Source organism: Phaeobacter piscinae, from assembly GCF_002407245.1.
Taxonomy (GTDB): domain Bacteria; phylum Pseudomonadota; class Alphaproteobacteria; order Rhodobacterales; family Rhodobacteraceae; genus Phaeobacter; species Phaeobacter piscinae.
Genome location: NZ_CP010681.1, coordinates 547,644 through 559,597 on the forward strand (window position 1 = coordinate 547,644; position 11,954 = coordinate 559,597).

The window sequence follows — 11,954 nt, forward strand, 5'->3', positions numbered from 1 at the left end:
GTGCTTGAGCCATCGCACCGAACCGAATATCCCAAAACACGACCAGATCATCCAAAGGACGCTGCACATGTGTGCCGACACGCCTCAGACGCCTGAGTACAAAGACACCCTCAATCTGCCCAAAACCGATTTCCCGATGCGCGCGGGCCTGCCCAAGCGGGAGCCGGGCTGGCTGGAGCGTTGGGCCCAGATTGGCGTCTATGACAAACTCCGCGAAAAGGCCGCCGCCGCCAAGGGCACGGACGCGGAACGCAAGCCCTTCACCTTGCACGATGGCCCTCCTTACGCCAACGGTCACCTGCACATCGGCCACGCGCTGAACAAAACGATCAAGGACATGATCGTGCGTTCGCACCAGATGATGGGCTTTGATGCGCGCTACGTGCCGGGTTGGGACTGCCATGGCCTGCCGATCGAATGGAAAATCGAAGAGCAGTACCGCAAGAAGGGCAAGAACAAGGACGAGGTGCCGGTTGTCGACTTCCGTCAGGAATGCCGCGCCTTTGCCGATGAATGGGTCGGTATCCAGCGCGAGGAGTTCAAGCGTCTCGGCATCACCGGCAATTGGGATGATCCCTATCTGACCATGAACTACCACGCCGAGGCGGTGATCGCGGGGGAATTCCAGAAATTCCTGATGAACGGCACGCTCTATCAGGGCTCCAAACCCGTGATGTGGTCCCCGGTTGAGAAAACCGCCCTGGCTGAGGCCGAGATCGAATATCACGACCACAAATCCCACACCATCTGGGTGCCGTTTGGCATCCATAAGGGATCGTTTGGCGCGAACAGCTTGGTCGAGAGCGAACAACAGCAGAAATCGTTTGCAGAACTTGCGAAAGCCCGCGTTGTCATCTGGACCACCACCCCCTGGACCATCCCCTCGAACAAGGCTGTCGCCTATAACCCGAAGGTCGCCTATGGCCTCTACCGCGTCGACGCCACGCAGGAAGAGAGCTGGACCAAACCGGGTGAGCTGTATCTCTTTGCCGATGCGCTGGCCGCAGACGCGCTGGCGAAGTCCCGCGTCACCGAATTCACCAAGGTTCGCGATGTCGAGGCCTCCGAACTCGATGGCCTGACCCTGAAGCATCCCCTCGCAGGCCTTGAGGGTTCCGAGATCTCCAAAGAAGTATTCCTCGCGCTGAACCCCTACATGCGCGAAGAAGGGGTTTCCGATAGTCCGGGCTTCTGGGATTATGACGTGCCGATGATCGATGGCGATCATGTCACCGATGATGCGGGCACCGGTTTTGTGCACACCGCGCCCAGCCATGGTGCCGATGACTACGAGTGTTTCGTGGCGCGCAACTGGATTGACCGCATGACCCACAATGTGGGCGAAGAATCCGAGTTTCTGCCGCATGTGCCGTTCTTTGCCGGGCTTCAGGTCTTTGACAAGAAGGGCAAGGAAGGCAAAGCCAACACCGCCGTGATTGCCAAGCTGGTTGAGGCCGGTGGCATCATCGCCCGGGGCCGCGTCACCCACAGCTACCCGCATTCCTGGCGCTCCAAGGCGCCAATCGTGTTCCGCAACACGCCGCAGTGGTTTGCCTCCGTCGACCGCGAGTTGGACGACGGCATGGGCGAGATGGGCGACACCATCCGCACCCGCGCGCTCAATTCCATCGATCAGCTGGTGCAGTGGACCCCGCAGACCGGTCGGAACCGTCTCTATTCCATGATCGAAAGCCGCCCGGACTGGGTGCTGTCGCGCCAGCGCGCCTGGGGCGTGCCGCTCACCTGCTTCACCAAGAAGGGTGTGCTGCCGACTGATCCCGATTTCCTCCTGCGCAACGAGGAGTTGAACGCCCGCATCGTGGCTGAGTTCGAGGAGCACGGCGCCGATGTCTGGTACACCGATGGCTTCAAGGACAAGATGCTGGACGGCATCGTGAACCCTGAGGAGTACGATCAGGTGTTCGACGTGCTCGACGTGTGGTTCGATAGTGGCTCCACCCACGCCTTTGTGCTGCGCGACCGCGAAGACGGGACCGAGGACGGCATCGCCGACGTCTATATGGAAGGCACCGACCAGCACCGCGGCTGGTTCCACTCCTCGCTGTTGCAGGCCTGTGGCACCAAGGGGCGCGCGCCCTATCGCAATGTGGTCACCCATGGCTTCACGCTGGACGAGAAGGGCAACAAGATGTCCAAATCGCTCGGCAACACCATCGTGCCCGAGAAAATCGTCCAGCAGTATGGCGCGGATATCCTGCGTCTCTGGGTGGCGCAGACCGATTACACCGCCGACCAGCGCATCGGGCCGGAGATCCTGAAAGGCGTCGCCGATGGCTACCGCCGCCTGCGCAATACCATGCGCTATATGCTCGGCAGCCTGGCGGATTTCTCCGAAGATCAGCGGGTCGCGCCTGCGGATATGCCGGAGCTGGAACAATGGGTCCTGCACCGTCTGGCGGAGCTGGATCACAAGGTCCGCACCGGCTATCAGGCCTTTGATTTCCAGGGCGTCTTCTCGGCGGTGTTCAACTTTGCCACCGTGGATCTGTCGGCCTTCTATTTCGATGTCCGCAAGGATGCGCTCTACTGCGATGGCGATACGCTGAACGCGCGTGCGGCCCGCACCGTGCTGGACATTCTGTTCCACCGCCTGACAACCTGGCTGGCGCCGATCCTGGTCTTCACCATGGAAGAGGTCTGGCTGGAACGCTTCCCCGGTGAGGATAGCTCGCTGCATTTGCAGGACATTCCCGAGACCCCGGCGGATTGGCTGAATGAGCCGCTGGCCGCGAAATGGGCCAAGGTCCGTCAGGCCCGCCGTGTGGTCACCGCCGCCCTTGAGGTGCAGCGCGTGGACAAGGTGATCGGTGCCTCGCTGGAGGCCGCGCCGGTGGTGCATGTGCGCGATCCGGAGGTGCTGGAGGCGCTGAAATCGGTGAATTTTGCCGATGTCTGCATCACCTCCGATATCGCCCTCAGCGGCGATCCGGCCCCGGCAGAAGCCTTCCGCATGCCCGAGGTGGACGGCGTGTCGGTGGTGTTTGAGAAGGCCGATGGCGACAAATGTCAGCGCTGCTGGAAGATCCTGCCCGATGTTGGCAACCACAGCCACGCGGGCGTCTGCGGGCGCTGCGATGCGGCGCTGAGCTAAGAGAGCGATCCGTCCAGGTGGGTAGCCGGTGCTGCCCCAGACAGCGGTGATCTCAGATCCCCAACGGGATCTGCGCGCCGCCCACCCCTCGATGGGGCGGGCGGCGCGCTTCTTTTGACGTCTTTGACGGGGGTATGGTGTCAAAGAACGCCGGGGGTTTTCTCGTCAGCGCAAGGCAGGCAATCCGGGCCGGATCAGCCCATCGCCCGCAGCGCCGCGCGATATTTGTTCTGGGCGATCACTTCGCTGGTCGGAAGTGGCCCGGCGTGGCAACCCGATTGCAGATCCTGCAGAGTCTGTTGCACCACAGTGCGCAGATGCTGGGTGCCGACGGCCATCAGGCTTCCGCCTTCGCTGGGTCCGGTCAGGGCTGCCTGCTGGGACACGGCATTGGCCGTCTTCGCCAGGGAGGCGGCAGTTTCCAGCCCGCCCGGCAGTTGTCCGGTCTGCTGGGCCTGCGCCTGTTTCGTCGCCGCCTGCCCACTCATGTGGCCATTCAGCATGCGGTAAACGCTGATATTTCCTTGGGTGGTGATATGCATGGCGACTGACCTTCTTCATAACTTGAGACCCAGTTTTACTAAAATTGAGTGCAATTGCATGGGCACCTGAGGTTAGCCGACCCTGCCGAAGGCATAGCCTCCTATCCCAAAGGTTAGGTCCAGCGGCGGGATTGAGGTTCCGCCTTGACGCTGAGCAGGATCCCGCAGACGCTGCCAAAGGTGTGCAAGCATCAAGCGTAAGGACCACCGGACCCGTGCAGCCCCCTGAAACCGCGACCCAGCAGATGGCAGAGGCCAGCCTTGAAACACCTGTCGGCACGCTGTGCGTGGGGGAGCAGGATGGCGCGATCGTTCGCCTGACGTGGCAAGCAGCGCCCGCGGGTGTCGCAGGCTCGGCCCTGACGGCTGAGGCTCTGGCCCAGCTGCGCGCCTATTTCGCCCATGAACTGACCGCATTCGACCTGCCGCTGGCGGTGGCAGGCAGCGATTTTCAGCGTGCGGTCTGTGCCGCCATGTCGGCGATCCCGCTGGGCGAAACCCGCACCTATGGCGAGATCGCAAAGGATCTGGGCGCGGCAGCCCAGCCCGTTGGCAATGCCTGCGGCGCCAATCCGATCCCGGTGATCATCCCCTGCCACCGGGTGCTTGGCGCCTCAGGTCTTGGGGGATTTTCCGGCGCGGGCGGGGTTGAGACCAAGGTCGCTCTTTTGCGTCACGAAGGGGCAGCGGGACTGTTGATCTGATCGGCGTCTTGCGAAGGGGGTATCTTGTTGGGGGAAGGTGGACCACGGGGTCCGCCGCATGAGATCTGTCTGATCCGACCGTGCGGGTGGCTGTCCTCACCCGGTTAAGCCGCTGATCCGTCGCAGGCTGCCACAGCGCGGTCTCAACCGGTCCGCCTGAGCAGGCCCGCCATTGGAAACGGTCACTTTAGGTGGCGGCATATCGCGCCATCACGCGACAGGCCCGCAGCCCGGTTTCGGGTCTCACAGAGAGACCCGCAGTCTGGCGATATCGGCCTGAGACGGCCCGCTCAGCCCTTGCTCTCGGGGATGATCTGCTGCGCGATGCCGACAAAAATCAGATAGACCGAGGTCAGCACCAGCCCCCAATGCGCCCAGCTTGCCGGGTGGAAATCGACCCAGGCTGCCCAGCCGGCAAAAAATGTCCAGGCCAGCGCCATTGGCAGCGACACCTTGCGCCAGCGTTCGGTACGCACCGGGTGAATGAACTTCAGCGGCAGGAACATCGCAATCGCCAGCAGGGTGACCAGCGTCAGACTGGTCCAATGGCTCGGCTCCAGCGCAAAGATCACCAGAACCAGCATATTCCAGCATCCGGGAAACCCGGAGAAGGAATTATCCTTCGTCTTCATCCGCGTGTCGGCAAAATACAAGGCACTGGCAAAGGTGATCACAATCAGCGCCACCCAACCGGTCCACCCTGCCATCAACCCGGATTTGAACAGCGCAAAGGCCGGGATGAACACATAGGTGAGGTAATCAATGATCAGATCCAGCAGCACACCGTCGAACTCCGGTGCGTAGCGCTTCACCTCATAATGCCGCGCCAGCGGCCCATCCACCCCATCCACGGCAAAGGCCACGACAAGCCAGACAAACATCAGGCTCCACTTGGCATCAGCCGCAGCCAACATGGCAAGGATTGCAAAAACCGCGCCGGTGGCGGTCAGCAGATGAACGGAGAGGGCACGATACTGAGGTGTCATACGCCCCTGATGGCGAATTTCCCGCACCCTCGCAAGTGGTCAATGGAAAAACGTCTCGCCCATGCGCGGAAATTTGGGTCTTTGGGGGTGGTCACGTCACCGGCGTGAAAGCACACGCTTGGTCGCGGATCACCTGCCACAGCGACATCGGGTCACCATTCTACGGGTTGGCAGGATCCTCCATCAGCGCCTTGCGAAACAGCGTCTCGGTCAGGCTGCGGCTGTCCACGATCTGCGGCGCCTCACCGGTTTCAGATGGCCCTTGTGCGGCGACAAATTCACCGCGTGCGGCCTTGCCCGCGCGATAGGCCGCCCATTCCTGATCAGAAATCTCACGGTCGCCATCGCTGTCCAGATCCGCCAGAAGTTGCTCATAAAACTGGCTGAAATCCACATCGCCGATATCGGATGTGCTGGCATTTGCAGCACTGCGATTGGCGGGATTATACGGCGCGCCAAGCGGCGCGGTGTCGGTGGTCTGGCTTTGGGCAACGATACTCATCACGGGGGCTCCTTCTGGATTTGACGCCAGCAATCTGGCGCAGCCCCCTTACTGCCGGGTTAAATCCAGCCCTTTAATGGCATGTTTTGCGCAGGCCTTACGCTTTTGGATGGGCGCGGTTGTAGACATCCATCAGATGCGCCGTATCGACCGCGGTATAGGCCTGCGTTGTCGACAGCGAGGCATGACCCAACAGCTCCTGAATGGCGCGCAGGTCGCCGCCGGCCTCCAACAAATGGGTGGCAAAGCTGTGCCGCAGCGCATGTGGCGTGGCGCTGGTAGGCAGGCCCAGCTGCGCGCGCGCCTGCGCCATGGCGCTGCGAATAAGCCGCGCATTCAGCGCCCCGCCACGAACACCGCGAAACAACGGTGCGTCTCGCTCCTGCGGATGCGGGCAGAGCCGCAGATACCGGTCCACCGCCTGACGCGCGGCAGGCAGCACCGGCACGACCCGTTCTTTGCCGCCCTTACCTGTGATCCGCAGAACCGCCGGCAGTGGCGCGTCTGCTCCGGTCAGCCCCAGGGCCTCGGAGATCCGCAGCCCACAGCCATAAAGCAGCGTCACCACCGCCACATCACGCGCCGCCACCCAATCGGTGGTGGACTGAAACTCCACCGTTTCGATCACCGCCCGTGCCGCATCCTCGGCCAGCGGGCGAGGGAGTTTTTTCTGGAACTTGGGACTGCGCGCCGACAAGACGGCGGTGGGCTCAAACCCCTGCCGCTCGGCCAGCCAGGTGTAGAAGCTTTTGACCGCCGACAGCTTGCGCGCCAATGAGCGCGCCCCGGTGCCTGTGGCGCGGGTGGCTGCCATCCAGGCGCGCATATCACCGGTGGAAATCTCCGCCAGCGCCCCCAGCCCCTGCGGGCCGCCAAAATGTTGGGTCATAAATGCGAGAAACTCCACCACATCGCCGCGATAGGCGGTGACGGTGTTCTCAGCCGCCCCCTGAAGCGCGGCCAGCCCGGCCAGCCACTGCTCCAGCGCGTCCCGGCAGGCCGTGGAGATCAACAGAGGTGACGGCGGCGTCACGACAGCCAGTGGCGCATCGACCGTTCAAAAACGCCGGCAAAAAACGCCAGCAGATCGGTGCCATGTTGCGGGGTGAACTGATGCGGATCCTCGGATCCCAGAACCAACAGACCGGGCAGGCGGCCTTCGCCCAATTCCAGTTTCAGACAGGCCTCGGAGCGGATGAAATCCGCCTTGGCGCCATGTGTGCGGGCGTGGCCGGACTGCATCTGGCGCAGGGTGACCTGACGGTCGGGGCCATTGCGCTGGGGATTGATGTATTGATCCACGAATCCCGGCTCGACCACTTTCAGCACCTGATCCATGCGCTGCACGGCGGCGTCCTGTTCGGGATGGGCGGTTTCCAGCACCAGCGTCACCGCGTCCACCCGCAGGATTTCCGCCAGCTCACCGCCAAGATTGCCAAGATAGCTCTCAAAATCCATCGGATCCAGCAGCCGCAGCACCGCGCGGTGGATCTGGTTGGTCCCGGCAAGGTTCTCATAAGCCGCCGCAATCACGGACCGATGGGTGTCCTCCAGCCGATCCAGCCGGGCCTCCATCCGCTCCATCGCGATGCCGCGCAGGTCCACGATATTGGACCCCATTGCGCGCTCATTGGCGCTGACCAGCGCGTTCATCACGCTTTGATCTTCCAACAGGGCGTCGGGTTTGGCCAGGATCGCCTGGCGCAGAGTGTCTTCCAGTTCTGCCGTCGTGCTCATGTTCTGCTCTTTGTGACCTCTGATGGGTTTTGCCGGAGTTATAACACGGGTTTCGCGCAAGCGTGGTAAAAAATTCCCTGCCACCGGCGCACCGCCGCCGGCACCGGGGGAGGGGCATCCGCCAATGAAAAAGGGCCGCCCACCGGGCCGCCCCTCCTGAAACCTGTCCGGTGCCCTGCGGCTTACAGGATCTTGATGTTCGCGGCCTTGATGTCGGCGAGGAAGGCATCCAGACCCTTGTCGGTCAGCGGGTGGTTGATCATGCCCTTGATCACGGCGGGCGGCGCGGTGATCACGTCGGCACCGATGCGCGCGCTTTCCAGCACGTGGTTGGCGCTGCGGATGGAGGCGGCAAGGATCTCGGTGCCGAACCCGTAGTTGTCATAGACAGTGCGGATGTCTTCGATCAGATCCATACCATCGAGGTTGATATCGTCCAGACGACCGATGAAGGGCGAGATGAAGGTCGCGCCGGCCTTGGCCGCCAACAGCGCCTGATTGGCAGAGAAGCACAGCGTCACATTCACCATATGACCATCGTCGGTCAGGGTCTTGCAGGCCTTCAGACCGTCCCAGGTCAGCGGCACTTTGACGGCGATGTTTTCGGCGATCTCGACCAGCTTGCGGCCTTCGGCAATCATCGTGTCAGCATCGGTTGCGGTCACTTCGGCAGACACCGGACCATCCACCAGATCACAGATCTCCTTGGTGACTTCGATGATGTCGCGGCCGGACTTCTTGATCAGCGACGGGTTGGTGGTCACGCCGTCCACCATGCCCAATGCGTTCAGCTCGGCAATGGCGTCGATTTCAGCGGTGTCTACGAAGAATTTCATCGGCTAGGGTCCTCTGGATGGGTTGGCCTTGATTGCGCTAGCCTTTACCTGATGGCGGAGGCTTTAAAAACCCCCCGTGCGCCCGGCGTCGATTGCCGGGCATCGCTTTGGGGTCATCATCCCCACCGGGCAAAAGAGGCAAGCAGCGTGCAGGAGCAGGCATTTTTCAACGAGGGCGAGCGGGTTGGCGTGCTGACAACACAGCCGTTGGACCGCGTTCTTGACTACCGCGCCCCCGAAGGCGGCTGCCATCTGGGCGCCTATGTCGAGGTGCCGCTGGGCCCGCGCCGCGTTCTTGGGGTGATCTGGGGGCCGGGGGCCGGGGATTTCGATTCGGCCAAGCTGCGCCCGGTGAACCGGGTGCTGGACGTGGCCCCGATGCGCGACGAGATGCGCCAGTTCCTGAGCAAATCCGCCGACTACACACTGACCCCTTTGCCGGCGATGCTGCGGCTGGCCACCCGTGCGCCCGGCCTTTCTGACCCTGTGTCCATGCGCAAGGTACTGCGTCCGACAGGCCAGATGCCCGACCGCATGACAGACCCCCGCGAACGGGTGCTTGCGGCGGCGGATGAATATCGCGGGCTGGCGTTCACGGCGAAAGAACTTGCGGATCTGGCCGGGGTCACAACCTCGGTGATCAAAGGGCTGGTGAAACAGGGCGCCCTGCGCGAGGAGGACGCGCCCCGCGATCTGCCCTATCCCCGTCTGGACCCGGATCTACCCGGCAAGACCCTGACCGAAGATCAGGCTGCCGCCGCCACCACCCTGGGCGAGGGCGTTGCCAGTGGCCGCTACGGCACCACCCTCCTGAAGGGCGTCACGGGGTCGGGTAAGACCGAGGTCTATCTGGAGGCGGTCGCCGCCACCCTGCGTGCAGGCCGCCAAGCGCTGGTGCTGTTGCCGGAAATCGCGCTGACGGCAGAATTTCTCAAGCGGGTGGAACAGCGTTTTGGCGCGACGCCCGCGGAATGGCACTCCGGCGCGACGATGACCGAACGCCGCCGGGTCTGGCGCATGGTGGGGCAGGGCAAGGCGCAGCTGGTAATCGGCGCACGCTCGGCCCTGTTTTTGCCCTACCAGAATCTCGGCCTCATCATCGTGGATGAGGAACATGACACCTCTTACAAACAGGACGAAGGCGTCTGTTATAATGCCCGCGACATGGCGGTGCTGCGTGCGGCCATGTGTTCGGCGCAGGTGGTGCTGGCCTCCGCCACGCCCAGCTTGGAAACCTGGGCCAACGCCGAGGCGGGCAAATACAAAAGGCTTGATCTCGCGGCGCGCTTTGGCTCAGCCGTTCTGCCAGAGATGCGCGCGATTGATATGCGGGCGGAAAAACTTCCCGCCTCGACCTGGATCTCACCGACGCTGAAGCAGGCGATGACTGCGCGGATCGAACGGGGTGAGCAATCGCTGCTGTTTCTCAATCGCCGGGGCTTTGCGCCCGTCACCATCTGCCGCGCCTGCGGCGGCCATGTGACCTGCGACCACTGTGATTCCCGCATGGTCGAACACCGCTTCATGAAGCGCCTGATGTGCCACCAATGCGGTGAGACCAAACCGGTACCGGACGCCTGCCCGACCTGTCAGGTCGAGGGCAAGATGGCCCCTGTCGGCCCCGGCATCGAGCGGTTGGGTGAGGAAACCGCCGCGCTGTTCCCGGAGGCGCGAATTGCGGTGCTGTCGTCTGACCTCTTTGGGTCTGCCCGCGCCCTGAAACAACGGATCGAGGAGATCGCCGCAGGCGAGGCCGACATCATCCTCGGCACCCAGCTGGTGGCCAAGGGGCATAACTTCCCGCTGCTCACATTGGTTGGCGTGATTGATGCCGATCTGGGCCTGCAAGGCTCTGACCTGCGCGCGGCGGAGCGCACTTTTCAGTTGATGCGGCAGGTTGCAGGCCGGGCCGGGCGCGCCGACAAACCGGGCGAAGCCCTGTTGCAGACCTTCCAACCCGAACACCCGGTGATCCGGGCGATCCTCTCCGGTGATGAAGAAGCCTTCTGGAAAGCCGAAGCCGCCGAACGCCAGGCCGCAGGCGTGCCGCCCTATGGCCGCATGGCCGGCATCGTCCTTTCCGGGCCGGAGCTGCCTGCCGTTATGGATCTGGGGATGGCCCTCGCGCGCAATGATGGGCCGCTGCGCCAGATCGGCGCGCAGGTCTTTGGCCCGGCCCCGGCGCCAATTGCCCGCATTCGCGGTCGCCACCGAGTGCGCCTGCTGATCAAGGCCAGCAAGGGCACCCCCCTGCAGGACGCCATCGCCCGCTGGATCAAACCGGCGCGCCTCAAGGGGGATCTGCGTCTGTCGGTCGATATTGATCCGCAGAATTTCTTCTGAAGTCCGGTCGAAAAACAGGGCAGATGAATCAGGGCCGCGCCTCGTACCCTGTCTAGGCGGAGGCCGCCACGCCGCGCTGATCCACCAGCAGATCCGTCAGCACGGCCCCGACCCACATCGAAAACAGCGCCAGCCAGGCGGTGCCCGCAAAGATCGACCCACCGGTGACACCGGCGCCGATTGCGCAGCCCCCGGCCAGCATGCCGCCAAACCCCATCAGCGCCGCGCCAATCATGGCCTTGCGCATGGTGACCGCCCCATCAAAGGCCTGAATTCGCATCTCGCCCGCCAATGCGGCTGCGAGCATCGCGCCACCAAACACCCCGGCGACCAGCCCGATATCAAATTCCAGCACCGAGGCGCGATCCAGAAAGAACATCAGCATCCGTGCCGATGGGCCAGTAAAGGTCACGCTTTCGATCTGCACCGGATCAAACGCCACCTGCGCCAACCCCGATGTCAGCCCCCAGCCAAGCGCCACCGAAAAGCCAACGCCAGAGGCAAAGATCAGACGCGCCGCGCCGATGCGGTTTTGCAACGCGACCCCAAGGGCGAGAGCCGCCATGCCCAGCCCCAACGCCAACCCGGACCAATCCGGCAGGCCAAAGGCCGCCAGCAGATCCAGATTGCGCCCGCCCGAGGTGATCCAGAGACCGGCCAGATAGTCCCGCAGCGGTGCCAGATACCCGGCGAGGCTCATCTGTGCGACCACCGCAAAAATCAGCCCGGAGACCACACTGCGCAGATTGCCGGTCGCCGCCAGCACCAACAGCCGCCCGGAACAGCCCCGCGCCAGTACCATGCCAATGCCAAAGATCACCCCGCCGAAGATGGCCCCGGACCAGCTGCCGGGCACTGCCATCATCCGCGCCTCATCGGTATCGATCCAGCCCAGCAAGTGCCCAGCCTGGACCCAGACCAGCGCGGTGGAGAAGGTCAGGAGCCAGACCGCCACCCGGTCCCCCAGACGGCCGCGGGCAAATTCCACGGTGGCCGCGCGCAGACAAAACCGCGACCGCTGCGCCGCGATGCCGAAGATCCCCCCGGTCAGCAGGCCTAGCAGCGCCGCTGTCACCGGCTCGCCTGCCCAGTCCATGATCTCAACCAGTTCTGGCATCACATCAGCCTCTCATTACTATTCGAAAACCTGAATATGAGGCCGAGCTACTCCGTGCATTGATGCAGATCAGAT

The 11,954-nt window shown here is 63.2% G+C and carries 10 protein-coding genes; 3 read left to right on the plus strand and 7 right to left on the minus strand.

Going from position 1 to position 11,954, the window contains the following annotated elements:
• Positions 1-67: 67 nt before the first annotated feature.
• Entirely contained in the window at positions 68-3,112 is a 3,045-nt protein-coding gene (ileS, locus tag phaeop14_RS02475) for an isoleucine--tRNA ligase (RefSeq protein WP_096788667.1), read from the plus strand.
• Positions 3,113-3,306: 194 nt separating this feature from the next.
• Here the strand turns inward: ileS and phaeop14_RS02480 are convergent, their stop codons facing one another.
• Complete coding sequence (locus phaeop14_RS02480; protein WP_040181863.1) at positions 3,307-3,654, minus strand: hypothetical protein; 348 nt, start codon at positions 3,652-3,654, stop codon at positions 3,307-3,309.
• 245 nt (positions 3,655-3,899) lie between these two features.
• Between phaeop14_RS02480 and phaeop14_RS02485 the strand changes: the two genes are divergently transcribed.
• On the plus strand, positions 3,900-4,358 hold the full coding sequence (locus tag phaeop14_RS02485) for a methylated-DNA--[protein]-cysteine S-methyltransferase (RefSeq protein ID WP_040172701.1): 459 nt from the start codon (positions 3,900-3,902) through the stop codon (positions 4,356-4,358).
• Positions 4,359-4,648: 290 nt separating this feature from the next.
• On the opposite strand, the gene phaeop14_RS02490 is transcribed toward phaeop14_RS02485, so the two are convergent.
• From phaeop14_RS02490 to fsa, 5 genes are all read right to left on the minus strand, one after another.
• On the minus strand, positions 4,649-5,344 hold the full coding sequence (locus phaeop14_RS02490) for a CDP-alcohol phosphatidyltransferase family protein (protein WP_014879222.1): 696 nt from the start codon (positions 5,342-5,344) through the stop codon (positions 4,649-4,651).
• A gap of 160 nt (positions 5,345-5,504) precedes the next feature.
• Positions 5,505-5,846, minus strand: a complete 342-nt coding sequence (locus tag phaeop14_RS02495; protein ID WP_096788668.1) for a hypothetical protein — start codon at positions 5,844-5,846, stop codon at positions 5,505-5,507.
• Positions 5,847-5,943: 97 nt separating this feature from the next.
• Entirely contained in the window at positions 5,944-6,879 is a 936-nt protein-coding gene (locus phaeop14_RS02500; protein ID WP_096788669.1) for a tyrosine recombinase XerC, read from the minus strand.
• The gene (locus tag phaeop14_RS02505) at positions 6,876-7,583 is read right to left on the minus strand and encodes a DUF484 family protein (RefSeq protein WP_096788670.1); all 708 of its coding nucleotides are present in this window, start codon (positions 7,581-7,583) and stop codon (positions 6,876-6,878) included. Before phaeop14_RS02505 ends, phaeop14_RS02500 begins: the two co-directional genes overlap by 4 nt.
• A gap of 182 nt (positions 7,584-7,765) precedes the next feature.
• Entirely contained in the window at positions 7,766-8,419 is a 654-nt protein-coding gene (fsa, locus tag phaeop14_RS02510; RefSeq protein WP_024098282.1) for a fructose-6-phosphate aldolase, read from the minus strand.
• 147 nt (positions 8,420-8,566) lie between these two features.
• Between fsa and phaeop14_RS02515 the strand changes: the two genes are divergently transcribed.
• Positions 8,567-10,762 (plus strand): primosomal protein N', encoded by a 2,196-nt coding sequence (locus phaeop14_RS02515; protein ID WP_096788671.1) that lies wholly within the window; start codon positions 8,567-8,569, stop codon positions 10,760-10,762.
• Between the two features lie 52 nt (positions 10,763-10,814).
• Here the strand turns inward: phaeop14_RS02515 and phaeop14_RS02520 are convergent, their stop codons facing one another.
• Entirely contained in the window at positions 10,815-11,879 is a 1,065-nt protein-coding gene (locus tag phaeop14_RS02520) for a YeeE/YedE family protein (RefSeq protein ID WP_096788672.1), read from the minus strand.
• Positions 11,880-11,954: the final 75 nt, after the last annotated feature.

Bases quoted from the DNA above. Each gene is read 5' to 3' on its own strand.
- fsa (WP_024098282.1), bottom strand. From the start codon at position 8,419: ATGAAATTCTTCGTAGACACCGCTGAAATCGACGCCATTGCCGAGCTG.
- phaeop14_RS02505 (WP_096788670.1), bottom strand. From the start codon at position 7,583: ATGAGCACGACGGCAGAACTGGAAGACACTCTGCGCCAGGCGATCCTG.
- phaeop14_RS02485 (WP_040172701.1), top strand. From the start codon at position 3,900: ATGGCAGAGGCCAGCCTTGAAACACCTGTCGGCACGCTGTGCGTGGGG.
- ileS (WP_096788667.1), top strand. From the start codon at position 68: ATGTGTGCCGACACGCCTCAGACGCCTGAGTACAAAGACACCCTCAAT.
- phaeop14_RS02480 (WP_040181863.1), bottom strand. From the start codon at position 3,654: ATGCATATCACCACCCAAGGAAATATCAGCGTTTACCGCATGCTGAAT.
- phaeop14_RS02495 (WP_096788668.1), bottom strand. From the start codon at position 5,846: ATGAGTATCGTTGCCCAAAGCCAGACCACCGACACCGCGCCGCTTGGC.
- phaeop14_RS02520 (WP_096788672.1), bottom strand. From the start codon at position 11,879: ATGCCAGAACTGGTTGAGATCATGGACTGGGCAGGCGAGCCGGTGACA.
- phaeop14_RS02490 (WP_014879222.1), bottom strand. From the start codon at position 5,344: ATGACACCTCAGTATCGTGCCCTCTCCGTTCATCTGCTGACCGCCACC.